Annotated in this window: 23 protein-coding genes and 1 pseudogene; 4 read left to right on the top strand and 20 right to left on the bottom strand. The window is 37.3% G+C overall.

The window, feature by feature from the left end; translation table 11 throughout:
* Nucleotides 1-142: 142 nt before the first annotated feature.
* The 6 genes and pseudogenes from FFM61_RS00640 to FFM61_RS00615 form a co-directional block, all read right to left on the bottom strand.
* Nucleotides 143-1,072: an L-lactate dehydrogenase gene (locus FFM61_RS00640; RefSeq protein WP_074426615.1), complete on the bottom strand. Its 930-nt coding sequence runs from the start codon at nt 1,070-1,072 to the stop codon at nt 143-145.
* Nucleotides 1,073-1,090: 18 nt separating this feature from the next.
* Nucleotides 1,091-2,240, bottom strand: a pseudogene (locus FFM61_RS00635) (aminotransferase class I/II-fold pyridoxal phosphate-dependent enzyme).
* A gap of 19 nt (nt 2,241-2,259) precedes the next feature.
* The gene (locus FFM61_RS00630; protein ID WP_074426616.1) at nt 2,260-3,630 is read right to left on the bottom strand and encodes an FAD-binding oxidoreductase; all 1,371 of its coding nucleotides are present in this window, start codon (nt 3,628-3,630) and stop codon (nt 2,260-2,262) included.
* 441 nt (nt 3,631-4,071) lie between these two features.
* Nucleotides 4,072-5,511, bottom strand: coding sequence for a 23S rRNA (uracil(1939)-C(5))-methyltransferase RlmD (gene rlmD / locus FFM61_RS00625; protein ID WP_074426617.1), 1,440 nt, complete (start codon nt 5,509-5,511; stop codon nt 4,072-4,074).
* 30 nt (nt 5,512-5,541) lie between these two features.
* Entirely contained in the window at nt 5,542-6,216 is a 675-nt protein-coding gene (locus FFM61_RS00620; protein ID WP_074426618.1) for a GTP pyrophosphokinase, read from the bottom strand.
* A gap of 182 nt (nt 6,217-6,398) precedes the next feature.
* A complete protein-coding gene (locus tag FFM61_RS00615; RefSeq protein WP_074426619.1) occupies nt 6,399-7,478 on the bottom strand; it encodes a BMP family lipoprotein in 1,080 nt (359 codons plus the stop codon).
* A 299-nt stretch (nt 7,479-7,777) separates the two neighbouring features.
* On the opposite strand from FFM61_RS00615, the gene guaA reads away from it, so the two are divergent.
* Entirely contained in the window at nt 7,778-9,331 is a 1,554-nt protein-coding gene (gene guaA, locus FFM61_RS00610; protein ID WP_074426620.1) for a glutamine-hydrolyzing GMP synthase, read from the top strand.
* A gap of 172 nt (nt 9,332-9,503) precedes the next feature.
* Here the strand turns inward: guaA and FFM61_RS09230 are convergent, their stop codons facing one another.
* From FFM61_RS09230 to proB, 4 genes are all read right to left on the bottom strand, one after another.
* On the bottom strand, nt 9,504-9,638 hold the full coding sequence (locus tag FFM61_RS09230; protein ID WP_306452588.1) for a TraX family protein: 135 nt from the start codon (nt 9,636-9,638) through the stop codon (nt 9,504-9,506).
* A 3-nt stretch (nt 9,639-9,641) separates the two neighbouring features.
* Complete coding sequence (locus FFM61_RS00605; protein WP_306452589.1) at nt 9,642-10,307, bottom strand: hypothetical protein; 666 nt, start codon at nt 10,305-10,307, stop codon at nt 9,642-9,644.
* A 335-nt stretch (nt 10,308-10,642) separates the two neighbouring features.
* The gene (locus FFM61_RS00600; RefSeq protein ID WP_074426621.1) at nt 10,643-11,890 is read right to left on the bottom strand and encodes a glutamate-5-semialdehyde dehydrogenase; all 1,248 of its coding nucleotides are present in this window, start codon (nt 11,888-11,890) and stop codon (nt 10,643-10,645) included.
* The gene (proB, locus tag FFM61_RS00595; protein ID WP_074426622.1) at nt 11,871-12,716 is read right to left on the bottom strand and encodes a glutamate 5-kinase; all 846 of its coding nucleotides are present in this window, start codon (nt 12,714-12,716) and stop codon (nt 11,871-11,873) included. Before proB ends, FFM61_RS00600 begins: the two co-directional genes overlap by 20 nt.
* A 167-nt stretch (nt 12,717-12,883) precedes the next feature.
* Here proB and dsdA point away from each other — a divergent pair, with 167 nt between their 5' ends.
* The gene (dsdA, locus tag FFM61_RS00590) at nt 12,884-14,197 is read left to right on the top strand and encodes a D-serine ammonia-lyase (RefSeq protein ID WP_074426623.1); all 1,314 of its coding nucleotides are present in this window, start codon (nt 12,884-12,886) and stop codon (nt 14,195-14,197) included.
* Nucleotides 14,198-14,439: 242 nt separating this feature from the next.
* Here dsdA and FFM61_RS00585 read toward each other — a convergent pair whose 3' ends face one another.
* From FFM61_RS00585 to FFM61_RS00565, 5 genes are all read right to left on the bottom strand, one after another.
* Entirely contained in the window at nt 14,440-15,606 is a 1,167-nt protein-coding gene (locus FFM61_RS00585) for a metal-dependent hydrolase family protein (protein WP_074426624.1), read from the bottom strand.
* A 14-nt stretch (nt 15,607-15,620) separates the two neighbouring features.
* Nucleotides 15,621-16,790 (bottom strand): hypothetical protein, encoded by a 1,170-nt coding sequence (locus tag FFM61_RS00580; protein ID WP_074426625.1) that lies wholly within the window; start codon nt 16,788-16,790, stop codon nt 15,621-15,623.
* 171 nt (nt 16,791-16,961) lie between these two features.
* Entirely contained in the window at nt 16,962-17,636 is a 675-nt protein-coding gene (locus FFM61_RS00575; RefSeq protein ID WP_074426626.1) for an ABC transporter ATP-binding protein, read from the bottom strand.
* A 2-nt stretch (nt 17,637-17,638) separates the two neighbouring features.
* The gene (locus FFM61_RS00570; protein WP_074426627.1) at nt 17,639-18,694 is read right to left on the bottom strand and encodes an ABC transporter permease; all 1,056 of its coding nucleotides are present in this window, start codon (nt 18,692-18,694) and stop codon (nt 17,639-17,641) included.
* A gap of 17 nt (nt 18,695-18,711) precedes the next feature.
* Complete coding sequence (locus tag FFM61_RS00565) at nt 18,712-19,221, bottom strand: TetR/AcrR family transcriptional regulator (RefSeq protein ID WP_074426628.1); 510 nt, start codon at nt 19,219-19,221, stop codon at nt 18,712-18,714.
* A 234-nt stretch (nt 19,222-19,455) separates the two neighbouring features.
* Here FFM61_RS00565 and FFM61_RS00560 point away from each other — a divergent pair, with 234 nt between their 5' ends.
* The gene (locus tag FFM61_RS00560; RefSeq protein WP_074426629.1) at nt 19,456-20,130 is read left to right on the top strand and encodes a matrixin family metalloprotease; all 675 of its coding nucleotides are present in this window, start codon (nt 19,456-19,458) and stop codon (nt 20,128-20,130) included.
* Nucleotides 20,131-20,239: 109 nt separating this feature from the next.
* Here FFM61_RS00560 and FFM61_RS00555 read toward each other — a convergent pair whose 3' ends face one another.
* The 5 genes from FFM61_RS00555 to FFM61_RS00535 all read right to left on the bottom strand — a co-directional run bounded on the left by FFM61_RS00555 (nt 20,240) and on the right by FFM61_RS00535 (nt 24,577).
* Nucleotides 20,240-20,995, bottom strand: coding sequence for a MerR family transcriptional regulator (locus FFM61_RS00555; RefSeq protein WP_074426630.1), 756 nt, complete (start codon nt 20,993-20,995; stop codon nt 20,240-20,242).
* 155 nt (nt 20,996-21,150) lie between these two features.
* Nucleotides 21,151-22,281 carry an MFS transporter gene (locus FFM61_RS00550; RefSeq protein WP_083194385.1) on the bottom strand — a complete coding sequence of 377 codons (1,131 nt, stop codon included), beginning with the start codon at nt 22,279-22,281 and terminating at the stop codon, nt 21,151-21,153.
* A 168-nt stretch (nt 22,282-22,449) separates the two neighbouring features.
* Entirely contained in the window at nt 22,450-22,959 is a 510-nt protein-coding gene (locus tag FFM61_RS00545; RefSeq protein WP_074426632.1) for a transcription repressor NadR, read from the bottom strand.
* A 130-nt stretch (nt 22,960-23,089) separates the two neighbouring features.
* Complete coding sequence (locus FFM61_RS00540; RefSeq protein ID WP_074426633.1) at nt 23,090-23,347, bottom strand: hypothetical protein; 258 nt, start codon at nt 23,345-23,347, stop codon at nt 23,090-23,092.
* 96 nt (nt 23,348-23,443) lie between these two features.
* A complete protein-coding gene (locus FFM61_RS00535) occupies nt 23,444-24,577 on the bottom strand; it encodes a vitamin B12 independent methionine synthase (protein ID WP_074426634.1) in 1,134 nt (377 codons plus the stop codon).
* Nucleotides 24,578-25,086: 509 nt separating this feature from the next.
* Between FFM61_RS00535 and FFM61_RS00530 the strand changes: the two genes are divergently transcribed.
* Complete coding sequence (locus FFM61_RS00530) at nt 25,087-25,776, top strand: hypothetical protein (RefSeq protein WP_074426635.1); 690 nt, start codon at nt 25,087-25,089, stop codon at nt 25,774-25,776.
* The last annotated feature ends 112 nt before the right edge of the window (nt 25,777-25,888 follow it).

Below are 25,888 nucleotides of genomic sequence, written 5' to 3'. Positions count from 1 at the left end.
GTCTTTGGGAACACGTTTTAAACTAGCGTGTGACACAAGACATTCTGAATATATTGAAGAACCACCAATTTACACATTAACATGTAAATTGGTGGTTCTTTTTGTCATTTGACTATTCATTTAAAATGTATATTTATACATATTATTCATTATCCAATTCAGCAATAACTGCTTCATATCGATCATGGATCAATTTTGCTGAGGCGTCTAACTTTGCCTGTTCATCTGCTGATAAATGCAATTGCACACTATCAACAATTCCCCCACGGCCAACGATCACTGGATATGAGACATAAACACCATATTCTGAACGATAATTAGAGACAGGTAGCTCTTCATAACTATCAGTCAAGACTGCTTTTGTTAGTCGACTAGCTGCACTTGCGATACCATAACTGGTAAATTTTTTACCATCGTAAACCGTAAAGCCGCCAGCCCGCACTGCTTCATCCAACTTTGAGAGTGGCAAACCATACGCCGTAATCGGTTGATCTTTGACTGTGACAGTTGACCAAGCCGTAAATTGTGAATTACCATGCTCGCCCACATTATACCCATAAACTGATTTTGGGTGTACTTGTAGTGCTTGTCCAACAGCACGATGTAATCTAGCCGTGTCCAATAGGGTCCCAGTTCCAATAACGCGTTCTGCTGGGAAACCAGTAAAGTGTTGATACATAGTCGTGATGACATCCACTGGGTTTGTAATAACAACTAAAACACCATTAAATTCTGATGCAACTAATTTTTCAGACACCCCTTTAATTTGATACTTTGTATATTGTAATTCAACGAAACGATCTTTAGTGACGCTTGTCCCTTGTAAGGAAATCTTACCCACTGAAGAAATTACGACATCGGCGTCCGCCAAAGCATCCCAATCATTAACAACATAATTGGCATTATATTCCAAATTAGCTTTTGCATCTTCAAAGTCCAGTGCTTCCGCAGTTACTTTCGCTTCATCAATATCAATAAAGACAAATTCATCTACTGCTCCCTGTGCTGATAAACTATGCGCAATTGCTGCACCAACGTGTCCTAATCCAATAATCCCCACTTTACGTGTCATACTGCTATCCCTCCATTATTAATAATTTTCCAAAAATGTCCCAATTCGTCTTACTGCTTCATGCAAAACATCCATAGATGAAGCATAACTAATACGAATGTAGCCTTCACCACCAATGTTGAAAATTGAACCAGGAATAACGGCAACTTTGCCTCGCTTAACCAAATTCATAATCATCCTGATTGACATTAGCTGGGAGTTTAGCAAAAACGTAAAACGCCCCTGTTGGCTGCGGGATTTCGAATCCTAATTGTCTTAGTGCCGGCACCAAATAGTCGCGTCGCTCACGATATGCTTCACGCATCCCCTTAGAGTCCAGTTTTCCTTGTGCAGACCCAAGCGCCTCCGCTGCGGCAGCCATTGCAGGATTTGAAGCAGATGTCACTGTAAATTGGTGTAACGTTGCAACGGGTGCTAATAGTTCCTTCGGCCCAACAATAAACCCAATTCGATAACCTGTCATCGCATGTGATTTTGAAACACCATTCAAGATGACTGTTTGTGATGGTAAAAATTTTGCAATTGAATAATGTGGCGCATCGTAAGTCAATTCAGCATAAATTTCATCAGCAATAACCGTAATATCTGTTCCTTGCAAAATCTCTGCTAGTGCAGCTAATTGTTCTGCCGTATATGTTATCCCTGTTGGATTAGATGGATAGTTTAACAGAACCGTTGTCAATTTATCGCCGTATTCATCAATAGCTGCTTGTAATTGTGCAGGCGTCAACAAAAAATCAGATTTAGATGTATCCACATAGACCACTTCACCACCGGCTAATGCAATTGTAGGATCATACATTGAAAAGTTAGGCGCTGGTAACAATACTTTGTCACCATCATTCACAAAAGCTGTCAGTGTATCATAAATCCCTTCCGTTGCACCCAAAGTGACAATGATTTCAGATTCAGCATCGTATGATAAATCATAACGGTCTATCATAAAATGACGAATAGCCTTACGCAAAGCCACACTTCCCTTAGAAGGTGCATAGTGTGAATCATCACTATTAATACTATCAATTGCTGCTTGTTTAACATGCTGTGGGACAGAAAAATCAGGTTCCCCAAGTGTTAATTTTAAAATATCTGTTACACCACTAGTTTGATCATCAAATGCGCGGATGGCATTTGGTTCAATTGCTGCTACTCGTTTATTTACGCCCATAATTTCGCCCCTATATTTTCTAAATTTTGCGTCCTGGATTTAAAATGCCCAACGGATCGAATACTTGTTTAATTTGTTTTTGTAGAATTCTAACATTTGCATCTAATTGTTTTGGTACCCATGCATTCTTCAAGCTACCAATACCATGCTCCGCGCTAACAGTCCCCTTTACTTCAATGACGAACGCTAATAGTTCATCAATAAATCGTTGCGTTTCTTCTGGTAAAGCCCCATCTTTATCTTCTAAGGTAATATCTGGATGCAAATTACCATCCCCTGCATGGCCTAACAATAATAATCGTTGATCATACTTGCTTGCTAATTCCTCTGCTTTATCTGCTACCTTGGCTAATTGCCCCAATGGAACTGCCACATCTTCAACAATTAAGCGACCATATTGTGCGCCGGCTGCAAAAATATCCTGGCGAATTTTAATAATTTCACTAGTACGTTGCTGGTCTGCAGTAACATCAATCTTTGTTGCACCACATGTATGTAATACTTGCTCAACTGTGCTTAAAGCTTCAGGTGCAGCCACATCAATTTGGAAAATCAACAATGCTTGTTCCCCATGACTTCCCAAGTGGCTACCTTCATACTCATCAAGCGCTTCAATAGAGACGCGATTTAAAATTTCTAACATTGATGGATTAACGCCACTAGCCTGAACCGCTTGCACTGCTTGCATTAACTCATGAATTGTTGGAAATGTTGCCAATCCGGTGACCGGTTGCCCCAAAGAAATTGGTAATAGGCGCAGTGTTGCTTCAACAATAATGCCCAAAGTACCTTCTGAACCAATCATTAAATCAGTTAAATCATATGCTGCATTATTCTTAAATGTTTTACCACCCAAAGTGAGCAATTCACCATTTGCTAAAACAACCTTTAGTCCTAGCACCGATTGCTTCGTTGTCCCGTACTTCAGCGAAGACATCCCACCAGCATTGGTCGCAATATTACCGCCAATTGAACTAATTGGTTTTGAACCTGGATCAGGTGCATAAAAATAACCAACCTGACGTGCTTGCGTATCTAAATCGCCATTCAACACACCTGGTTGAACAGTAGCAACCTGGTTTTCTGGTTCTATTGATAAAATTTTATTCATTCGTGATAGATTTAAAATTAAACTGCCGGCTAACCCAGCTGCGCTATTAACGATAGACGTTTTAGCTCCCTGTGGTACAACTGCAATTTGATGTGTCGCCGCAAACTTTACTGTTGCTTGGACATCGGCAATTGAAGATGCAAAGATAACTGCATCTGGCATCACCTTGTTTGTAATCTCTTGTGTATAATCATTTGCCCCATATGTGGCTCTTGTTTGCTCGTCTAATGCAATTTCACCATCTGGCAATTGCAAAGACGCAAAATTTGTCGTTGTCATATTGCTCCTCTAAATAAAAAAATCCCGTCGCACCATAAAAATATGGAACGACGGGACGACTGAAATCGCGTTACCACCCGTGTTTCAATTTACATCACTGTAAATTGCTCACTAAGTCATGAATTACTTACATGCTATATCGCGCACACCGGAAATCACTTATATTAACTACTCATAATTCCAATCACTCCCGGGCCAAAATTCATTTGCTGAATCGATTGCCTTACACTATCTGCAACTCGCTTTGCGTATCCATTACAAACTACTTACCCATTCATCGTGTTTACTCATATTATGGTAAAACGCGTATTATGAAAAGTCAATCATTAAATTAAAATAATCTCATTTGTTTCACATTTTGACTTTATGTTACTTTAAATACGCAAAAAAGATGTCAGTCTAGCCACTTTAAATGGCAAACTAACATCTCTAAAATTAATTTTATTTCTTAGTAAATTTAACAATACCTTCCCAACGAGCTGTTTGTGGGAACATATCAATTGATTGAATATAATCGACACGATAAACCTTTGCCAAATCAACCAAATCACGTGCTAGCGTTGAAGCATTACATGAAACATAGACAAACTTATCCGGCTTCGTGGCCAAAATTGTTTGACGTAATGCACCATCCAACCCTGTACGTGGTGGATCAACAACCAACGCATCCGCAATCCAACCTTCGCTAGCCCACTGTGGAATTAATTCTTCAGCAGCACCAACATAGTAAGTTGCATTATCGACTGCATTATCAATAACATTTTCAGTTGCATCATCAATTGATTCAGGTATCGTATCCATGCCGCGCACTTCACCGGCATGATCGGCTAATGAAATACCGATGGTACCCACACCTGAATAGGCATCAATTAACTTATCCGCTTTTGTTAGATCCAAAGCCTTAATTGTTTCCTGATACAAGCGTTGTGTTTGGCGTGGATTTAGTTGAAGGAAAGCACGAGGTGATAATTTAAATGTTTTGCCATTTATGTCTTCTGTAATATAATCTTCACCCCAAATTTGGCGTGTATCATCACCCCATATTAATGAAGAATCGCCACGATTAATATTTTGATGAATTGAAACAACTTCTGGCAGTTCATCATGAATTCGTGTAATTAATTCGTCCGAATCAGGTAATGAACGACCATTCGTCACAATTGTTAATTGCACATCCCCTGTTGATTCTGAAACACGTGCGATTAATGTTTTAATTGAACCACGGTTACGACGTTCATCATAAATCGATAATTGCATATCAGCCAAAATATCACGAACTGTACGTACAACTTTTAACGTAGCTGGATGTTGGGTGGTCATAACTGGTAAATCAATCAATTTGTGAGACTGACGCTTGTACATACCCACCGCTAATTTACCATTCACCTCACGTACAGGGAACTGCGCTTTGTTACGATAACCAGTTGGATCATCCATACCAATTGTTGGTAGTAATTTATAATGTGCATAACCAGCAGGCCGATATTTTTCCAAAGCTTGACGAATGACGTCTTGCTTAAACTTTAATTGGCCTTCATACGATAGGTGTGCTAACTCAACCCCACCGACTTCTTGATTATCAACCGGTGTTACACGTTGCTTAGACTGTTGCTTGAATTTAAGTACTTTTGCTTCAATAAATTTATTCGTAAAGTTAGTAACTTCAACTTCTACAACTTCTCCTGGTAACGCCCCTGGGATAAACGTTATCTTACGTTTATAGTATCCAATTCCCTCACCATTAATACCCAAGCGCTTAATTGTGATTAATAGTTGATCACCAATTTCAACTTTTACTGGTGCACTGTTTTGTTTATTTGTTCCACGTGAAACATGATTATTTTTACGATCACGTGATTGGTTTTTTTGTTTATTTTCCATATTTCGTTCTACAATAGCTCTTTCTTTTGATTATAATTCATGATGAATATCTTGGAAGTTTTGTTCAATATCAAATAATGCATTAGCATTATGTACTAAATTATCCGCAAATTCTTCCGCCCGGTCAACATCTGTTTTGTATCGCAGTTCATGTTCCAAACTTGCCCACATATCCATACCAATCGTTCTAATTTGAATTTCTACTGGAATTGATTCAACTTCAAGGGCCTTAAACACTGGTACTTTAACTACTAAATGTAGACTACGATACCCACTAGCTTTAGGATTTTTAATATAATCCTTACGTTTAATAACTTCTACATCATCTTGCTGAGATAATAATTTTTCAACTGTGCAAATATCATCAATATAATTTGTAATAACCCGCAAACCAGCAATGTCAAAAATATTATTTTTAACAGCCGCCACGTTTGGTGCCAAATTTTTCTTTTTAATTTTCCCCACCAAGCTTTGTGGATCTTTCATACGACCATCAATATGGTGAATTGGATTGTGATTATAGTTAACTTCAAATTCAGCATCTAAATTTTCTAACTTAGTTGAAATTTCACGCTGGGCTGATTCATACACTTGATACATTTGTGCAATTTGCGTTAATTGATTAGCGATCCAATCATATTCGCTGTCATCCCCAAGCAATTGCCGGATTTTTCTAACACTCATTGTATTTCTTTTTGAATTCATTTTTAATATTCCTTATGTGCTATATCGCGCAATGTTGTTGCCTTATAAGTCATTATACTGAACTATAAACCTTTTTCGAAATTTTTTTACTCGATAATAGCCAACAAAAACGAACTTTCTTTCATATTAAAAAGCCGAAATCCCACGAAAAGTGCTCGTACGAATTCGACTCAAATTGCTTTTTACTTGCTTGGCACTGCTGAAACCTTGATATCACCATCAATGATTTGTTGTTTAGCATTGTTAACAGCTTTCTTTTCATCGCTGTTCAAATTCTTTGTCACAACACCAACGCCGCCTTCTTTTAGGCCATAATAAACAGTCTTACCACCAGGAAATTTATCATTTTGCGCTTGCTTGGTAATTAATTGCAAACCACGACCAATACCCGTTAATGATGATGTTAGCGTCAAGTTATCTTGTTTGCCATCTTTGGTCTTGTAATCACCCATATTTGTTTGATCAAGATCAACACCAATTACCCAAACTTTATCCTTTGAGCCTGCTGATAACGTAGCACTTTGGTCCTTAGCTGCTTGGAAAACACCATTACCGACACCACCAGCAGCTTGGAAAATAATATGTTCACCTTCTGCAATTTTAGCTTTTGTAATCGTTTGTCCTTTAGCAGGATCTGAAAAGGTTCCCGCAAAAGTCGCATCTACTTTAATACTTGGATCAACTGATTTCACACCGGCCTGGTAACCAGCTAAAAATGATTCAATAACTGAATTACGCATACCACCAATAAAGCCAACCGTTTTATCGCCAACTTCTTGTGCTTTTTTAGCTGCAGCAACACCGACTAAATATGAAGATTGTTCAGAATGAAACTTGACTGAAGCAACATTTTTATATTTCTTATTGGCTTGCTCATCAACCAAAACAAATTTTGTTTTGGGTTGTTTTTGAGCAACAGTTTCAACGGAATCTTTAAAAGTATTTCCAATAGCTGCAACCAAGTCATAATTAGCTGTCGCTGCTTGCGTTAATTGTGTATCATAATCAGCAACTGTTTTGGGTTGAAAATAATTATAACCATCTTTACCCTTAGTTAAATGATTAGCTTTACCCCATTTTTGTAAACCATTCCATGCACTTTGGTTAAACCCTTTATCATTAACACCATTCGTATCTGATACCATGGCTGCTGTAAATTTATCGTTATTAGTTGCTTTTTCACCGTTCATTAATGCAACACCAATCCCTGCAATCGCAACTACTATTACACCACCAATAATCATCATCCGACGTGAAACCATCTTTGAATACCTCCAAGTATTAATCCCTCGACCCAACCACTCACTTAAGAGTTCTTAAAAAATATAATAATGTAAATTACTATAGCGGTCTCAAACATAGAATGCAAGACTCTTTTTTAGCATATTTCGCCATATTTTATTGAATGATAAAACCATTAATAAAAATTAGTTTAATATGTGAAATTCGCAGTTTATCAAGCGTCATTTTATTTGCGACAACTACGAACATTATCATAAACATGCATTGAAAATTATCATAAACTACGTATAATAGAATTATAAATTAAATGGAGGATATCATGGCCAACACAGATACACACGATAGTATTCTTGTATTGGACTTTGGTTCTCAATATAACCAACTAATCTCACGACGCATTCGTGAATTAGGTGTTTATTCTGAACTAAAGCCACACACTATCACCGCAGCTGAAATTAAAGAACTTCAACCTAAAGGCCTAGTCTTTTCAGGTGGTCCTAATTCAGTTTACGCTGATGGTGCCTTTTCTGTTGATCCAGAAATTTTTAATCTAAACATTCCTATTTTAGGTGTTTGCTATGGTATGCAACTTATGGCACACATGTTACCTGGTGGTAAAGTACTGCCTGCTAACAACACATCTGAATATGGTGAAACTGAGATTAACGTTTTGGATGCAAACAGCACCTTATTCGCTGACACGCCTGAGACACAAACTGTTTTGATGTCACACGGTGATTATGTCGGTGCTGTTCCTGAAGGCTTTACTGCGGTTGCTACATCTGATAGCACCCCTATTGCTGCGATGGAAAATAAAGAACGTCAATTATATGGTGTTCAATTCCACACTGAAGTCCGTCATACCGTTCATGGTATGAAGATTTTAGAAAACTTCATCGAAAATGCTGTTCACGCTAACCGTGACTGGTCAATGGATGATTTCATTGATGAACAAATCGCAAAGATTCGTGAAACAGTTGGCGACAAGCGTGTTTTGCTTGGACTTTCTGGTGGTGTTGATTCATCAGTTGTTGGTGTTCTATTGCACAAAGCTATTGGTGACCAATTAACATCAATTTTCGTAGATCACGGTCTACTTCGTAAAAACGAAGCTGATGAAGTGATGCGGGATCTTGGTGACAAGTTTGGCCTAAATATTATTAAAGTAGATGCTCAAGAACGTTTCTTAGGCAAGCTTGCTGGGGTTACTGAACCTGAAAAGAAGCGTAAAATCATTGGTAATGAATTTATTCGTGTCTTTGATGAAGAAGCTGCAAAGCTTGATGGAATCGACTTCCTTGCGCAAGGAACGTTATATACTGACGTTATCGAATCAGGGACTGACACAGCACAAACCATCAAGTCACATCACAACGTTGGTGGATTGCCTGATGACATTCAATTCCAATTAATCGAGCCTTTGAACAAATTGTTTAAAGATGAAGTTCGTTCACTTGGTGAGAAGCTTGGTATGCCACACAATCTTGTTTGGCGCCAACCATTCCCAGGTCCTGGTCTTGGTATCCGTATCATTGGTGATATCACTGCTGATAAGTTAGAAATCGTTCGCGAATCTGACGCTATCTTGCGTGATGAAATTGCCAAGCAAGGATTAGATGGTGAAGTATGGCAATACTTCACGGTTTTGCCAGGCGTTCGTTCAGTTGGTGTTATGGGAGATGAACGTACTTACGATCACACCATCGCCATTCGTGCCATTACATCTGTTGATGGTATGACAGCTGACTTTGCTAAGCTAACATGGGATGTCCTAGAAGAAATTTCTCGTCGTATTGTAAATGAGACTGCCCACGTTAACCGCGTAGTCTACGATATTACAGCTAAGCCACCTGCAACTGTTGAGTGGGAATAAAACAAATAACTTCTAAAATATTTAGTACCGACAGCTAATCTTACAGGTTAGTTATCGGTACTTTTTTATTTGATAATGCTATACAAAAAAGCAACCAAATTCATGAAGAACTTAGTTGCTTAATGTTAAAACTATTCTGTTATCAATACCATGGGACAAATAAATATCCATTTTATAGAAAACGTATTCCTGCAGCAATCAGATACAAAATAATAATGTGGGCTGGATAAAAGATGTAAAAGAAGTACTTCATGCCACGACCTTTTTCCCCGTTATATAATAACAGCGGAATAATCGCAAAAATCATTATCTATTGTGTACTACCACTCAAACCGTACAGTAAAGCAACCCCGACAATACTTAACATTTGTGCCCAACGAACATTTCGGAAAATATACATGACAGGAATCAACAAAATCATCAGCCCATTTTCTGCCAATAAGATAGCTGGACTAAATGCACTAGCGATTAATACTATCATTTGATTAGTAAATCCGGTTACATCGATAGATAAAAGCGGAATCATGATGAGCGTAAAAATGAATGGCGTAGCGAAAAGTAAAACGCCAAGAGAACCATGTTTTACTGCTTGCCCATTTTTCATAGCTGCAAATTGATCAATAGACGCCATAAACAGCGTTCCCACAAAAAGGTCACGGAATATGTTGTTCATCAATTGCACCTCATCAAATCCGATAATTCTTTGTGTCGCATTCATTAGCAGCGCCATGATCACCATACTGATGTAGAGGCGCAACATGTATGTTTTTTTACTATGTGTGTGTGAAAAACCGATAACACTAGCAAAAAAGAAAATAGTTGCAACAGGACGCCCGAACCAGTCAATCCACGCCGGTGCACCAAAAGATGCAAACATTTCATGAAAATGATCGACTACCATGAGTATAATACCAATTACTTTTAGATCAAATGTATTCAGTTTTCCAAAACGAGAGTTATTCGCTTGTTCTGGCATAAAATTTCCTCCTATTAATTAATTGCTGTCACTAACTTAATTTTGCGTAAGTTTTTTCAAATTTACATGATAAGACGTTTTGAACCCGAGGATAGACAATCTCGTTATTGTTTCAAACAAACTTATCATTAATTCCTCAACTCAAATTATTGTAAAACAATAATATTTTGTTGTAAAGTAATAACGTTTTAAAATTAATGCAGCCTTGTAAGAGGATTTGATCGTGCCACATAAAGCAATAATTTATATTATGATATAACTGTCCCCCTGATAATAATCAGGAAAATTAAAAAAGCGGTCGACTACTAGAATTATCTAGCAGCCGACCGCTCTTTTTATTCTCTAATTTGACCCTGACCTAAAATGACATATTTCGTTGTTGTAAGTTCTTTTAATCCCATTGGTCCACGAGCATGTAGCTTTTGCGTTGAAATACCAATTTCAGCACCGAAACCAAATTCAAAACCATCCGTAAAGCGTGTCGAAGCATTAACGTAAACACAAGCTGCATCAATTTGTTGGGTAAATTGTTGACTATGTTCATAATTAGTCGTGATGATTGCTTCAGAATGTTTTGTATTATGTTGATTGATGTGATCAATCGCTGCTTCTAACGTATTCACCACTTTAATCGCAATAATATAGTCATTATATTCAGTATCCCAATCTGCTTCCTGAGCTGGCTTTGCCTGGTCACCCAAGATTTGACAAGTTTGCTGATCACCGCGAATTTCGACATGTTTATCAGCAAGAGCTCGCGCAATTCGTGGCAAAAAATCAGGTGCGATTGCTGTATTAACTAGTAATTTTTCGGTCGCATTGCAGACAGACGGACGTTGTGTTTTCGCATTAACAATAATGTCTTCGGCCATCTGTAAATCAGCCGTTTCATCAACATAAATATGACAATTACCAGCACCGGTTTCAATAACTGGCACCGTTGCATTTTGTACAACCGTCTGAATTAGTTGTGATGAACCACGTGGAATTAAGACATCCACATACTGATTCAAGCGCATAAATTGTTGGGCTAGTTCGTGAGAGGTTTCCGTAATAAGCTGAACTGCGTCTTGTGGTAAATCAAATTCAGCCAAAACGTCACGCAAAACCGCTGCCATTTTAATATTAGTCTGTAACGCTTCTTTTCCACCACGTAAAATAACAGCATTACCCGACTTAAAGCAAAGCGCCGCTGAATCAACAGTCACATTTGGTCGTGCTTCATAAATAATCCCCACCACACCAAGGGACACGCGCTTCTGACTAATTTGTAATCCCGATTCCGTTGTCCAACCACGTTCAACATTGCCAATTGGTTCTGGTAGGTCGGCCACTTTTCTAACACCATCCGCAATACCAGCAAGCCGATCTGCAGTTAGCGTTAGTCGATCAATAAATTTATCTGCCAAACCTGTCGTATCAGCTAAATCTTCTTGATTAGCCGCCAAAATTTCTGGCGTTTTGTCTAGTAAAGCATCGGCCATTGCACGTAAAACTTGATTTTTAGTTGTCGTAGACAATTGTGCCAACACCTGAGATGCTGCTTTTGCCTGCTGACCAATTTTATTTAATAATTCTGTCATCATCCGACTCCTCATTGTTATTTTCCGCAATAAATAACGTACCGATTTCTTCACCATTCATAATATTAAAAATAATTGACGGATTAGCACCATTCGCTAAAACCATCATTTGGTTGTGGTTTAAAATATTAGCTGCTGCTTTTAACTTCGTTGCCATACCGCCTGTACCAAATACAGTACCTGCACCACCAGCTCTTTTTAATGAATCATCAGTTACTTGGTGTAATTCCTTAATCAATTGCGCATGTCGGTCTTTGTGAGGATTGCCGGTATAAAAACCATCAATATCTGACAACATAATTAACAAATCAGCATGTGATCGTACCGCCACAATTGCTGATAGTTGATCATTATCACCAAAAGTTGTCCGATGATCCAACTCATCAACTGCCACCGTATCATTTTCATTAACGACCGGGATAATCCCCCAATTAAGTAGTTGTTCAATTGTATTATGAACATATTCCCGACTTTGTGGATAATCAAGAACGTCATGTGTCAACAACACCTGACTGATTTTTTGGCCGTAAGTAGCAAAACGCTGTTGATAGACTGTCATCAACTCACTCTGCCCGATCGCAGCTAATGCTTGTTGTTTGGGGATTTCTTCTGGTCGAGTTGTTAATCCTAATTGACCCATACCAGCTCCAATAGCACCTGAACTAACTAAAATAACTTGCTTACCCTCATTGACTAAGCCTGTTAAAGTATAGCTCAATTGATCAATTGCCTGTAAATTCAATTTACCATTTGAATGCATTAAAGAACTTGTACCAATTTTTACAACAATACGCGAAACATTTCCCATGTGACGATTCGACTTCATGCGAATTGCCTCCATTTTTCATTAAGTTTAATCATAATTTTACAATAATAAAAGAAAATAAAATAGCTATAAATAAGTCTCTTACATGTGACGTTACCTAACATATTTTAACCGACCATTATTGCTTCGCGTTATAATAATTTAAAAGGCGAAAGGATTGATAGCATATGAGTTTAGAAACGTTGGTAACAAAACATCCCCAAATCAAAGATTTAATCAATCAACAACCTATTTTCTGGCGCAATCCAGACTACGCTCAGAAAGCTGAACTGCCTTTTTCAAAAGCAGATATTTTTGATGCTGTCGCCCGCCTAGACCGCTTTGCACCTTACTTGGCTAGGGTTTTCCCCGAAACAGCTGCGACAAATGGCATCATCGAATCTCCCCTAATTTTATTAAATGACATGCAAAAAACATGGGAACAACAAAACCAAACTGATTTGGCTGGTAATCTATATTTAAAAGCCGATAACGCACTACCAATCTCAGGTTCAATTAAATCACGCGGCGGCATTTATGAAGTACTAAAGTTTGCCGAAAAAATCGCAATCAACCATGGTAGTTTAGCTTACATGGACGACTACAGTATTTTAGCTTCTACCAAATTCCGCCAATTATTTTCTAATTATAGTGTGATTGTTGCTTCAACTGGTAATCTTGCATTAAGCGTTGGTATCGTTGCCGCCACATTCGGTTTTAAAACCACTGTCTATATGTCCCATGATGCACGGCAATGGAAAAAAGATAAGCTACGTGAAAATGGTGTCACTGTTAAAGAATTTAATACAAATTTCTCAGCTGTTATGCCAAAAGCGCGAGCAGCTGCCGCAGCAGATTTTAACTGCCATTTCGTAGATGACGAAGGTTCTAACGACCTATTCTTAGGTTACGCTGTCGCTGCCGTCCGCCTACAAAAGCAACTCAAGGACCAACAAATTAAAGTTGATCAAGAGCATCCTGTTATCGTTTACTTACCTGCAGGGGTTGGTGGTAGTCCAAGTGGTGTCACTTTCGGTTTAAAAACTATTTTAGGACCGCACGTTCACGCTGTTTTCTGTGAACCGACACACGTCCCCTCAGTCACACTTGGTATGATGACCCAGCTAAATAATCGTATTTCAGTGTATGACATTGGTTTAGATGGTCTAACTGCTGCTGACGGACTCGCTGTTGGTCGGCCATCCCGTTTAGCTGGTAACGTTATGCGTACATTGCTCTTTGGTAGTGTTACCTTCCCAGACAATGATATTTATCGCTATGTTGCCCAGTTACAGGACACACAACATATTACCGTTGAGCCTTCTGCTGCTGCTGGTTTTACTGGTATTGCACCAACCATCAAAAATATGCCCGTATTTAATACCCCAAACGCTACCCATATCGTTTGGGCAACTGGTGGCAGTATGATGCCACAAAGCGAACGTGACACAAATTATTCTAAAGGAAAAGCATTATTAAACGATACTTTAGCTCCTGTTTAAGGAAATACCAAAAGGACCGGTAAATCAACACATTAAAGTGGTGATTTACCGGTCCTTTATATACTAAAATTTTTTCTTTAAATAATTAAATAAGTCTACAATTGCTCCTGCAACTATACTAATTATAAATGACTCTGTTGTTGTTTCCCAAAGATCTTTAGCTATCTGTTTAACTTTATGACATATCTTTTTCATACATTTATTAAATCACGAGCATACTATGCTTGCAAGCTTCAGCTTTTCTAAGCAACAACATGTCCTTTTTTGTAAACAACCTTCTTTGCTTGTAAAGCCTTGATATCTTGCATTGGGTTATCATCTAGCACAATAAAGTCGGCTAACTTACCAGTCTCAATCGATCCGGCATGATCACTAATCTTTAACAAATCAGCACCATTAACAGTTGCTGCTTGCAACACTTGCAAGTTAGTTGCACCAGTATCAACCATCATTGCCAATTCAATTGATGAATTCTTATCAAAATTATTGTATGCAGTTCCTGAATCTGTTCCCATTGCCAATTTAACACAGGCTTTAGCTGCCTGTCCAATGCTCTTACGATGAGCCTTTTCAACAGCCAACGACTTCTTTACCATAAATTCAGGTAATTCATCAGCATTTTGATTAATTGCCCATGGTGCAGTCAAAGTTGGGACAATGTAGATCCCCTTATCTAAAAACATTTGAATGGTTTCGTCATCCAAGAAAATAGCATGTTCAACTGAATCAACACCTGCTCGTAATGCGTTTTGAATTCCTTCAGTTCCTTGCGCATGAGCACAAGCTGTCCGGCCCTTATGATGGGCTTCAATAACACCTGCTCGTAACTCTTCTTCTGTCATCTGAACGTCCCAAGGTGTTTCACCACTAAATGATACACCACCAGTAGCCATCATCTTCACATTACGTGCACCCTTTTTCATTACCAAACGTGCAAACTTTTTAACTTCGTCGACACCATCAACTTCGTAGCTACCATTACTAAAATGACCACCTGTCATCGTTAGCGGATTTCCAGAAGCAATAATACCTGGTGCAACTAATTCACCACTTTCTTCAAGTGCTGATAATTCAATATCCACATCGAATACTGAACCAACATCACGAATATAAGTTACGCCATCCGTCAACAATGCATTTAAATTCTTTAATGCTAAGAATGTTGATGTTGCTGCAGTAACATCTTTATCACCTAATGTTGCAATCTTTTCATATGGATCTGCAACAATATGCGTGTGCGCATTAATCATCCCAGGCATAACATACTTACCGGCTAGATCTACCTCTTGATCAACAGCTGTATCTGATACAAACTCCCCAGACTCCGTATCAACAACAAAATCAATCCCCTCTTCAAAATCTGTATTATTTCCTGTAAAAACATTTGCATTTTTATATAAGACTTTCATATTTACCCCCAAATTTACAATAACTTCAAAAATACTGATGCAATAATGACTGATGCCACTGACACTGTCGCAAAACCACCAACCAACATCTTTGGCATCATATGTCCCGTTAAGTAAGCTCGCTCATTTTCATCAGTCGTCAAATGACCAATAACTTCATTCGTTAACACATAGTCAGCCGGAAAACCAAATAATGCCGTTAACGAAGAGGTAAATGCCATTTCTTTACTCATCTTCATTGGCTTTGACAAGCTCCATGAAGCAATAAACATGCCAAAGATACCAAGTATAATCAGTACCACAATTTGAATTAGAATCGTGCCCAACATGTCTGGTGTTGTAACGCTTAATTGCGACAACACATATGCCATCAAACCGTACATCAACCAATTAAAGACTTTAGTCTTATTCAAAACTTCTTTTTCTAGAAAACCAATTTGATGGCCAATAACACCCAGAATAAGCGCAATCACATTTGCATTAATCGCACCATTCATTAAACCAGCCACCCAAATTGATAGCAAACCAACTACGCCAACCTTAGCCAACATAAAAGCACTGGTATTGTACTTCGCTGGCAATTTAAATAATGCTTTCGGCTCTGTCTCAACAGATTCCTTCTCAACAACTACAGCTTGTGGATTATCACGATGTTCACGTAATAAACGACGACCTTCTTTCTTCAACATCACTGATGTTAGTGGATAGCCGATCATACTGTGCATAATAAACATTGAAACCGGTAATGCAACTAATGATGATAATCCTGCTGCTTTTAACCCGTCCGTCATAAGCAATGCTGATACTAAACCACCTGTTAATGGTGGAATTGCTGCAATCACAGTATGCCAATCAAATAATAGCGTCCCAACTGTCAACGTTAAAATAATCGTTCCAAGTGTTCCTGACAAAGCAATGGTTACTGCACGCCATTGGTTCAATAACTGCCGAATATTCATCATAGTTCCTAGATGAACTAGTAAGATTGGGATACAGACACCAACGAATTCACTACCAAATGAGGTCTTAGCAACAATATCTTTAGGTAATATTGTCCAAAATCCAATTGTAAATAAAACTGCTGAAATAAAGATTGATGGTACATAAGCTTTAGTTAAAGATGACACCCATTCACCTATAAACATGAAAACCATAACAATTAAAAATGCCCCTAAAAATTCCATAAACGCCTTCTTTCTCATTGAAATGTTATTTTATTATAATATTTCTAATCAAGCGTTTTGTAAACCATTATTTAATAATCTTAATAATTCACTCATTTTAATGACATCGTTATTTAAAAAAGCCGCAGAAACTTTTTTCTGCGGCTTTTAGTAGAAACGAGCCTACTCTATTTAACTTTTTTGCGTCAAATAACCATCAGTCATTTCATATAAATGATCTGCTGATGCCATCAATCTTGAATCATGCGTCACAACTACGACTGACTTATGATGTTTTACGGCTAGATCCTTTAACAGTTTAGCAACAACCGTTACACGTGAACTATCCAACGCTGCTGTTGGTTCATCTGCTAAAATAATCGATGGATTTGGATACAACGCACGTGCAATAGCTACCCGTTGTTGCTGTCCTCCTGACAGTTCACTAGGAAATTTATTCATCAATTCCTTTATATCTAACATTTCTAACACATTATTTAACTCATCTTCAGTAAGGTTATCTTCCGGTTTTACTTTATCAACTAATTTGAACTGATCTGCAACTGTTAAATAGGGTAATAAGTGATAGGCTTGTAAAACAAAACCAATTGATTCTAGTCTAACTTGATCCCGTTCTTTTTTAGAAAGATCTGTATAATTCGTGCCATTGACTGAAACGACACCACTTGTTGGGGTCAATAACCCGCCAATAATTGTCAAAAAAGTACTTTTACCAGAACCAGATGGTCCCATTATTAAACTCAACGTACCCGGTTCTGCAGTAAAATTAACATCATGCAAAACGTGCACTTTTGCTGTACCGTTACCATAAATTTGATTAACATTTTGAACAGATAATGAATACATGTTTATCCTCCAATAGCCGAAACTGGATCAATTTTCAAGACTGACCTAACTGGTCTTAAACTACCAATTAATGCCATCAACAATAAGCCCAAACCAACGCCCCCAAGAACAGGTATATCAAAAGCAACCGGTACGGATGCTGGCATCACCACCGCTGTTAAAGCTGTTAATCCGGTTGCGATAACTAGTCCACAAATAACTAGCAAAATTGATTGCGAAATGGTTGCCGTAACTAGTACTTTGCTTGGGACACCTTGCGCCCGTAAAACAGCATAGTTTGGTATTTTTTGCATCGTCAAAATATAAAGAAATACAGCAATAATAATCAATGAAATGACCATTAGAAAACCAATCATTAACACAAATGTCGCCGTTTGTGCTTGATAACCGGGAAGTTTATCAATTACTTGTTGTTTTGTATAAGTTTTAACACCAGTATTATTATTTTTAAAATGCGTATTTTTAGAAACGATTGCTGATGCAACTGGTCCTGAGGACATACCACGTAAATTCTGCCACGTGCTTAATTGACCATACACAATTGGCGCAATATTTAATTTTGCCCCTTCAGTAAAGCCGACAATCGTATATTTTTGCTGATCATCATTCAAGGTTAATTGATTGCCTAATTTATACCCTGCCGTTTTAAATGCAGTATCCACAACAATTTCATGAGCGCCTCTCACATTATGCCCACTTACAAGTTGTATATTTTTATAAACAAATTGTGTATCCTTTAAGCCAATAAATACAGCAGATAATTGCTTATGTTGCTTAGACTTAGCAACAACTGACGTTTGACCAATAACCGCTTCTTGGTTACTTAATTTACCAACATTATCAGCGCTTAAAAATGACTGACGCATATCCACATTGGCATTAGCATTCAAGGTAATTTGATTGATATGCCACGAATTGATTGCATCTGTATTTTGTCTAGCTAATCCTAATGCTAAACTTGATAAAATAAAGATAAGGTAACCAATTAGCACAATCATAGCCACGATTAAACTCGACCGTAACTTTTCTTTTCTAATTTCTTTAAGTGCTAAAAACATAATTTTCCCTTTTCTTGTTAGTTTCTTGTTAGCACAAATCGTAGTTGTGCTAATCGTGCTGAACTCGTATCCGGATCCAAAATAATATCTTTAATCGTTTGATGATATAAAAGCGTAATCGCCCACTGGTTAGCGCCATGATCTCCAGAAAACATTTTAGATGGTTGATTACCTAAAAATCCTTCATTATAACGATAATGTAATGCGATTAAATCACGATATCCCGTCTTATCAGTTTCTTGAACAAAACGTTGAATCGATTCAATATAGGTTTCAACATTATCAGTAGTTGGAACAGCAGGCATTGATTTATGGATTTCATATAGGGCAATATTCAATACATAGTGATACGCATCCGTTAAATCGCTAAAATATTTATAGAAAGCCCCTCGTGCAATCCCAGCGTCTGCAACAATTCGTGCTACCTGTGCTTGTGCTAGAGCATACGTTGAAAATTCATGCAACAATGCCTGTCTAATTCGCAATTGTTTGTCATCCGCTAAATGTTCAAAAGTATTTGAAACCATAATTTATCCCCACTTTCTAAAAAAATGACACCGTGTCACTTATCTATGATGTTAGTATACCAAAAAAGTGACACCGTGTCAACATTGTGGTTTTATTTATTGTCCGCCTTAATATCTTAATCAAGTATTCTTATCAATCAGCTCACGAAAGCATTTATAAGGTTCTTCTTAATTTGATATACTATAATTCAAATTGTTTACATCCTGTTCTAGGTGTGCAGAAAGGTACCCACAATGAAAATTTTTAAAGGCATCATACTTATCGTCGTTGCCCTCGTTGGCTACAATTGGGTAACAACGCCAACGGTTAGCCAACAGATTAATAGTGAATTAACTAGTTTAATTACCAATTTTAAAACGTGGTCGGATGAACTCCCTATTACAACTAAAAAACAAGGCGAGACCCAGCCCGACAAAACTATACAAGCTGATAACGATATTGAATCAATTGTTCGTGATAAAAAACTATCCAACATTTATACTTATAAATTTGATAATAATGTTCCACAACAAACCCAACACATATTTTTACAAGCCATGGACGTTTATAATGCGACTGGTATTGTTAAAATTACTGCGCAAGAACAAAGTGATTCAAAAAACACACTCACATTAGGTGTCTACAATAAACCGTCTCAAAATGAAAGTAATTTCCAAGAATTAGGCATCGGCGGGCCTGAAATTTATTCTCAAACTGGTTTTGTAAATATTGATTATAATCATGGTAAAGCAACATTAAATACAGCATATCCCCCACGATTATCAGCCGCCATTCATGAGGTTGGTCACGCGCTTGGTTTAAATCATACAGAGAATAAAAATTCTGTCATGTATCCTGTTGATCAAGGTGTCACCACACTATCAGAACAAGATATCAATAATCTCAGAAAGATTTATCCGGTTAAATAATTCATAATTTTTAAAGCTAATTAAAAAAACGTAAGGTACCAAAAAATTTGGTAACTTACGTTTTTTTTACTGATTAACGATTGTTCCACATGAAACAATCCCACTATTATCACGATACATAATGGTGAATGATCTGGTACAAAGCTTCTGCACTACCTGGTTCTTTTTCATCGTAATACATCTTAAATCGTTCATCTTCAACATACATTGTTACGATACCTTTATGCATGTCTGCAGAATATTCTGGTAGCGTAAAACTCAACCATAATTTGTGTAATTCAAATATTTCATGTGCAATTTCTCCTTGCAAATTCGGTTTTGAAACATATGCTGCTAATTGCTCAAAAAGCTGTTTTTCGACTAACTTCATTTCATCCATATCAGCTTGTGTTAATCGTAAATATTTTTTATTAGCTTGATCTACCTGATCAGTACCATATTTTGAACGAATTTCATCCCCATATTGTTGTTCATTTTGTGTAATCTGTTGTACTTTAAATGCTGAAAACTTGTCACTGGCTGTCATGTCAATTTCTCCTTGATAATACTGCATGGTTTTTTTAATATTTAACAATAAATTTTCGATACGTTCCTTACGAGATAAAAGCTGCTGATACTGTATTTGTAGTGCTTTTTTAATGTCAAAATTTGGATTATCTAAAATTAGTTTAATTTCTTCCAAACTAAAATTCAATTCACGATAATATAAAATTTGCTGTAATCGATTAATCTCTTCATCTCCATACAAGCGATAACCCGATGAATTAATCATTACTGGTTTTAATAACGAAATTTCATCATAATACCTTAACGTCCTTGTACTAACGCCTGATAATTTCGCAACAGTTTTAATTGTATATGTCATAACTCAAAAAATTCCTTTCACGATAAAACCATAATAAGGGGTAACGTAACGTTAAGGTCAACTAAATATTTTAAATATAGAAAAAAACATGCACGATACAATAAAAAAAGCCTATCCCTAGTCATATAATGGAGATAGACCTTTATTTTATTTAATTAATCAATTTCTTGACCACGTGTTTCTTTACCCAAAAATAGGATAACGAAGATTGCAATCACCAAAGCAACGCTAAAGACACTAAAGATACTTGCAAATGACAAACCATGACCGATAAAAAAGCCAATTGATAGCGGACCAAGTACACCACCTAAACGGCCAAACCCTTCAGAAAAGCCATTACCGGTTGCCCGAATAGCTGCTGGATAAGATTCTGGCGTATAAGCATACATTGCACCCCAGGCACCTAAATTAAAGAATGATAGCAACATACCTGAAATCATAATCATTGTCAGACTAGTTGAAAAACCAAATACAGCCGCAAAAACAGCTGTTCCTAATAAGAATACGGTAATTACCGGCTTACGACCCCATTTTTCAACAAGCCATGCTGATGTAAAGTATCCTGGCAATTGTGCCAATGTCATAATGACGACATATCCAAAACTATTAACTGTACTGAATCCTTTACCGATTAAGACACTTGGCAACCACAAGAAAATACCATAATAAGAAAACATAATCATAAACCAAGCAATCCATAACATAATCGTTTGATTACGATAGTCTTTATGGAATAACTTAGCTAGTTTAGTGCTAACATGTTCTTTTTTTATTTTAATTGTCGTTTTATTCACATCATCTGGTAAATGACGACGTAAAACCAGCACGTAAAATCCAGTAAGTGCCGAAATAACGAGGGTTATTCGCCATCCAAATTGTGGCATCACAAAGTATGCTAACAAACTAGCAATTAACCAGCCTACCGCCCAAAAGCTTTCCAATAAAACAATAGTGCGCCCGCGTTTTTCCTTACTAACATGCTCAGAAACTAGCGTTGTCGCAACTGGTAGTTCACCACCTAGTCCTACACCAACAAAGAAACGCAACACACTAAATCCAATAAATCCCATCGTAAATGCTGATAATCCAGTTGCTAATGAGAAAATCAATAGGGTTGCCATCAACATCATTTTTCGGCCCTTCTGGTCAGCCAAAACACCAAAAGTTACAGCACCGACAGCTAAGCCAATCGAATTGACTGATCCAATCCAACCAACTTGAACTGAAGACAGGTGCCATTCTTGCTGAATTGCCACCAATATAAATGACAATAGCCCAACATCCATCGCATCAAACAGCCAAGCTAGGCCTGTCACCGTCAACAATTTATGTATTTTACTCACAACACTTCACAATACTGACTTATTTATAGCCAGTTACTCCCATCTAGGTGTAAAGACACCCATGTAATGTCTAACATCATACGACCGATGGGGGTGTCTTGTCAACCTGAACTAGTCTTCGTATAAGATATGAAGATCTTTTAGGGCGGCTTTAGCCTTTTGTAAATTAGCTACATCTTCGTATTCAATGCGGTGCATATGTAAACCATCAGTGAGCGCAGACAATGGTTCGCCACTTGTTTTACTCAAATGATACACGAACTGTTTCACATCAGTTATTGACTGAATTGCAAGTTCACCTTTCAATAGGCCATAAACTGGATGATCAACTTGAACATCCGCAATCGTTACACCAACATCCACCAATGCTGTTAATTCTGCTTCAATTTGTTGGGCGTCATGTTGTACAACGATTATTGTACTGTGTTGTTGTTTAGCTTGATAGCGATAACCTTGCGGTGTGGCTATAATTTGTTCACCCCTAGCACGTAATAGTGCAATATCGCCCACAATGGTCTGTCGTGATACCATGAGTTGCTTTGCAAATTGATTTGCACTAATTACTGCATCTGGGTTACTTAAAGCTGCTTTAATCGCTTCTTGTCGTTGAATTCCCGTCATATTTTATTACTCCTGTTATTTTCTCTTAATTACAAATATAACCCGAACCACACGATATGAAAATATATCCCACTTACTTTCAAATAAAAAAGCTAACTGAAAGTTAAAAAACTATCAATTAGCATTTTAATTATGCGTTTACTAATGATAAATCAGTATAACGGATTAATTCATTATCATCTGCATCAACTGTATGTTCATCAATCATAAAATTAAATTCTTTGAGCATTTGCGCAATCTCAGCCGGGCTTTTAAGTGTTATTAGCAACTTGGGGCCTAAATCAGATGTTGTAAAAAAACCTTCTTTATCCTTTTTAAAGAAAATTTCTCCTTTCAATGGTAAAACCGTCATCATGGTTGCTATTGATATTCGCGGTGTTAACGTCATTATACTCATCCTTTCCCCAAAACCAGTCTGCCTAACATTAAATCGTTACGTTTATTATACCAGTTTCATCCACATTATTTAAGCGCTTACATTATTTTATTGGTTCCAAATTTCATTCGCAGTTTTAATGACAAAATCCAACTTATCCCATTGTTCGGCTTGCGTTAATTTATTACCTTCTTCAGTTGAAGCAAAGCCACATTGTGTTGATAATGCAAGATTTTCTAATGGTACAATTTTTGCAGCTTCTTTTACACGAGCAATGATAGCGTTTTGATCTTCAATCTCAGGTTTCTTTGATGTGACAAGTCCCAAAACAATCCGCTTATTAGTATCACCGGCCCAAATTTCACCTAATGCATCAAATGAACCTGAACGATCATCATCAAATTCTAAGAAGACACCATTATAATTTAGTTGACCCAAATATGAAGCGACATCATCGTAACCACCTGCAAACAAATAAGTTGATTGGAAATTACCCCGACAAATATGCGTTGTCACCGTCAAATCATCAGGCAAATCAGCCAAAGCATCATTAATTACTTTCACACTATCCCGTGCAATTTTGGCATACTTTTCATGTGCCGCTGCATCTAATTTAGTTTCATGTAACTTACTAATTAAAAATGCCCAAGTTGTATCATCCAATTGTACATAACGTGCGCCTAAATCATAAAAGTGTTGAAGAGTTTGGTGATATGCCGTTGCTAAATCCGTCAAATATTCATCATATGTATCATAATATTTTGACCAATTATCACTACGATTATCACGGAACAACATTGTTGGTGAAGGGATTGTTTGCTTAGGCGTAATGCCTTCAGGTGTAATCGATGCTAAAAATTGATAACTATCAAAAAATGGGTGATTAGGATTATAAGCAACTTTACCGACAAGTTCAACATTATCAGTTCGTGTTTGGCCCCCTTTAAATTTATAACTCTCATGATAGTCATAAGTTGCGACTCCACCTAGCCCCCACAAAAAATCTAAGTGCCACCAAGAACGATTAAACTCACCATCAGTAATGTCTTTTAGCCCCAGCGAGACTTGCGTATCAACAATTTTTTTAGTCTCGGCATGTTGGACTTGTGTTAATTGTTCCTTAGTAATTTCACCCGCTTCAAATTGTTGTCGTGCTGCTTTCAATGCATCTGTTCTTAAAAAACTTCCCACAATATCATAACGATTTGGAAACTTAACTTGGTTTGTTGTTGCTACTGTCATATTATTAATCCCCCGAAATATTCCTTTATAATAAAAAAACATTCGACTCAAAGACATTTTTGCCTTTGGGCCGAATATTCGCGTTACCATCCCTATTTACACCATGATTACCACAGTGCCTCATTGGCAGTCATAACGGTGCCACCCGTTCAAGTTGCGTTAACTCCTTGAAAATCATCCAAGTTCATCTTCACAATGACATATCTTGCCTGATTTCACCAACGAGGCTCTCTGTTAAAGATATCATCATCATTACTCTTCTTTTCATATTTCTAATTGTTTTTTAATTTAAAAAGATTCTAACACCATAATTTTTAAGATACAAGTCCTATTAAATAATTTGTTCTACTATTACCATCACAAAAATTCTAATAAAACTTGTTTTTAGACTTACTTATACAGATTCCACACAAGTTTCAGTAACTTTTTAGAAACATTTTCGATACATATTAGTAACATAATGATTGAATTTGCGGTAGACTTATTACTATACAAAGGAGGTACACATAATGAAAATGCAACGATTTAGTAAAGCTTCATTAGTATCAGCCTTAGTAGGTGGTGCTGTTCTTAGTGGATTAGCTATCACAACAACACCTGTTTTTGCAGACACTAGCGAAAGCACTGTACAAACTACAAGGATACAACAAGATACTCGGACCGGGTACGTTTATTCACCTGAAGTTTCTACAGCTAATGGTGGCTACAACTGGTTAGAAAACGGGCAACCTTATACGGGGTTGCGTTACTATGCTGGTTCATATTACTGGTTCGTAAACGGAGTACGCCAGAATAATCAATGGGAAAATGCTTATGGTTTAACTTACTACGTTGATAATGATGGTCGTGCTGTTCAAGGTTACCAATGGATTAATGGTCAAGCCTATGATTTTGGTTCAGACAACACGTTTTATCTTCGTAAAGACATCCCCAATGGCTATTTAAACATTGAAGGTGTCGGCTGGCGTTGGATTGAAAATGGTCAATTGTACACCGGCTTCAGAAACCACGACAATGGCTTCTTCTACTACGAAGGTGGGGTCCTACAAACTAACCGCTGGGTATCAGCATATGGACATACCTACTATGTAGAAAATGATGGTCGTGCCGTCCAAGGATATCACTACATCGATGGTCACATGTACTACTTTAGTAAAGACAATACGTACTATCTAAGGTACCAATTACCTGATGAATAACTCACATAATGAAGACGAGAATTAATGAAATTCATTAGTTCTCGTCTTTTATATGTAAAAAAGATTGGTACACAAGAAAATGTGCCAATCTTTTTAACTAAAAATATATTAA

The sequence above is a fragment of the Weissella hellenica genome, assembly GCF_005405545.1.
GTDB lineage: Bacteria > Bacillota > Bacilli > Lactobacillales > Lactobacillaceae > Weissella > Weissella hellenica.
Note: the sequence above shows the minus strand (reverse complement) of the source record. Positions and strands in the feature narration are given on the sequence as shown.

Excerpts from the sequence above, each read along its gene's own strand:
- FFM61_RS00640 (WP_074426615.1), bottom strand. The coding sequence starts at position 1,072 with ATGACACGTAAAGTGGGGATTATTGGATTAGGACACGTTGGTGCAGCA.
- FFM61_RS00630 (WP_074426616.1), bottom strand. The coding sequence starts at position 3,630 with ATGACAACGACAAATTTTGCGTCTTTGCAATTGCCAGATGGTGAAATT.
- rlmD (WP_074426617.1), bottom strand. The coding sequence starts at position 5,511 with ATGGAAAATAAACAAAAAAACCAATCACGTGATCGTAAAAATAATCAT.
- FFM61_RS00620 (WP_074426618.1), bottom strand. The coding sequence starts at position 6,216 with ATGAATTCAAAAAGAAATACAATGAGTGTTAGAAAAATCCGGCAATTG.
- FFM61_RS00615 (WP_074426619.1), bottom strand. The coding sequence starts at position 7,478 with ATGGTTTCACGTCGGATGATGATTATTGGTGGTGTAATAGTAGTTGCG.
- guaA (WP_074426620.1), top strand. The coding sequence starts at position 7,778 with ATGGCCAACACAGATACACACGATAGTATTCTTGTATTGGACTTTGGT.
- FFM61_RS09230 (WP_306452588.1), bottom strand. The coding sequence starts at position 9,638 with ATGATTTTTGCGATTATTCCGCTGTTATTATATAACGGGGAAAAAGGT.
- FFM61_RS00605 (WP_306452589.1), bottom strand. The coding sequence starts at position 10,307 with ATGCCAGAACAAGCGAATAACTCTCGTTTTGGAAAACTGAATACATTT.
- FFM61_RS00600 (WP_074426621.1), bottom strand. The coding sequence starts at position 11,890 with ATGACAGAATTATTAAATAAAATTGGTCAGCAGGCAAAAGCAGCATCT.
- proB (WP_074426622.1), bottom strand. The coding sequence starts at position 12,716 with ATGAAGTCGAATCGTCACATGGGAAATGTTTCGCGTATTGTTGTAAAA.
- dsdA (WP_074426623.1), top strand. The coding sequence starts at position 12,884 with ATGAGTTTAGAAACGTTGGTAACAAAACATCCCCAAATCAAAGATTTA.
- FFM61_RS00585 (WP_074426624.1), bottom strand. The coding sequence starts at position 15,606 with ATGAAAGTCTTATATAAAAATGCAAATGTTTTTACAGGAAATAATACA.
- FFM61_RS00580 (WP_074426625.1), bottom strand. The coding sequence starts at position 16,790 with ATGGAATTTTTAGGGGCATTTTTAATTGTTATGGTTTTCATGTTTATA.
- FFM61_RS00575 (WP_074426626.1), bottom strand. The coding sequence starts at position 17,636 with ATGTATTCATTATCTGTTCAAAATGTTAATCAAATTTATGGTAACGGT.
- FFM61_RS00570 (WP_074426627.1), bottom strand. The coding sequence starts at position 18,694 with ATGTTTTTAGCACTTAAAGAAATTAGAAAAGAAAAGTTACGGTCGAGT.
- FFM61_RS00565 (WP_074426628.1), bottom strand. The coding sequence starts at position 19,221 with ATGGTTTCAAATACTTTTGAACATTTAGCGGATGACAAACAATTGCGA.
- FFM61_RS00560 (WP_074426629.1), top strand. The coding sequence starts at position 19,456 with ATGAAAATTTTTAAAGGCATCATACTTATCGTCGTTGCCCTCGTTGGC.
- FFM61_RS00555 (WP_074426630.1), bottom strand. The coding sequence starts at position 20,995 with ATGACATATACAATTAAAACTGTTGCGAAATTATCAGGCGTTAGTACA.
- FFM61_RS00550 (WP_083194385.1), bottom strand. The coding sequence starts at position 22,281 with ATGGATGTTGGGCTATTGTCATTTATATTGGTGGCAATTCAGCAAGAA.
- FFM61_RS00545 (WP_074426632.1), bottom strand. The coding sequence starts at position 22,959 with ATGACGGGAATTCAACGACAAGAAGCGATTAAAGCAGCTTTAAGTAAC.
- FFM61_RS00540 (WP_074426633.1), bottom strand. The coding sequence starts at position 23,347 with ATGACGTTAACACCGCGAATATCAATAGCAACCATGATGACGGTTTTA.
- FFM61_RS00535 (WP_074426634.1), bottom strand. The coding sequence starts at position 24,577 with ATGACAGTAGCAACAACAAACCAAGTTAAGTTTCCAAATCGTTATGAT.
- FFM61_RS00530 (WP_074426635.1), top strand. The coding sequence starts at position 25,087 with ATGAAAATGCAACGATTTAGTAAAGCTTCATTAGTATCAGCCTTAGTA.